This is a genomic window from Vibrio sp. 704 (genome assembly GCF_033339295.1).
In genome coordinates this window covers 1-502 of sequence record NZ_JAWOUH010001093.1, presented here as the reverse complement: position 1 = coordinate 502, position 502 = coordinate 1, and the positions used below count along the sequence as shown (strand labels likewise).

The 502-nt window shown below is 50.6% G+C and carries 1 protein-coding gene; it reads left to right on the top strand.

The window, feature by feature from the left end; genetic code table 11:
• On the top strand, positions 1-502 hold a 502-nt coding region (locus R7R24_RS30825; RefSeq protein WP_318120731.1), incomplete at both ends, for an enoyl-CoA hydratase-related protein.

Below are 502 nucleotides of genomic sequence, written 5' to 3'. Positions count from 1 at the left end.
ATTTGAAACCCTCTCCGAGTTTCGAGGTGTATCTATTGCTGCCATTAATGGTTATGCCATGGGTGGTGGGCTAGAAGTGGCGTTGGCGTGTGATATTCGAGTGGTCGAAGAGCAAGCCATACTCGCGCTGCCAGAAGCGAAAGTTGGGCTGCTTCCTTGCGCTGGTGGCACACAAAATCTCACCGCGCTTGTTGGCGAAGGATGGGCGAAACGCATGATTCTTTGCGGCGAACAAATCTGCGCCTCTCTGGCAAAAGAACTAGGCCTAGCGGAGGAGTTAGTGCCAAAAGGGGGAGCCTTAAGTAAAGCGATTGCGATGGCTGAGTCGGTTGCAAATCAATCGCCTTCGTCGGTCGCCGCGTGCAAAATTTTGATTCAAAACATGCGCTCTGCGCCACTCAAACACGGCTTAATGAAAGAGCGTGAATTATTCCTCGATTTATTTGATACCGAAGATCAAACAGAAGGCGTACGCGCCTTTCTTGAAAAGCGTCCACCTAAC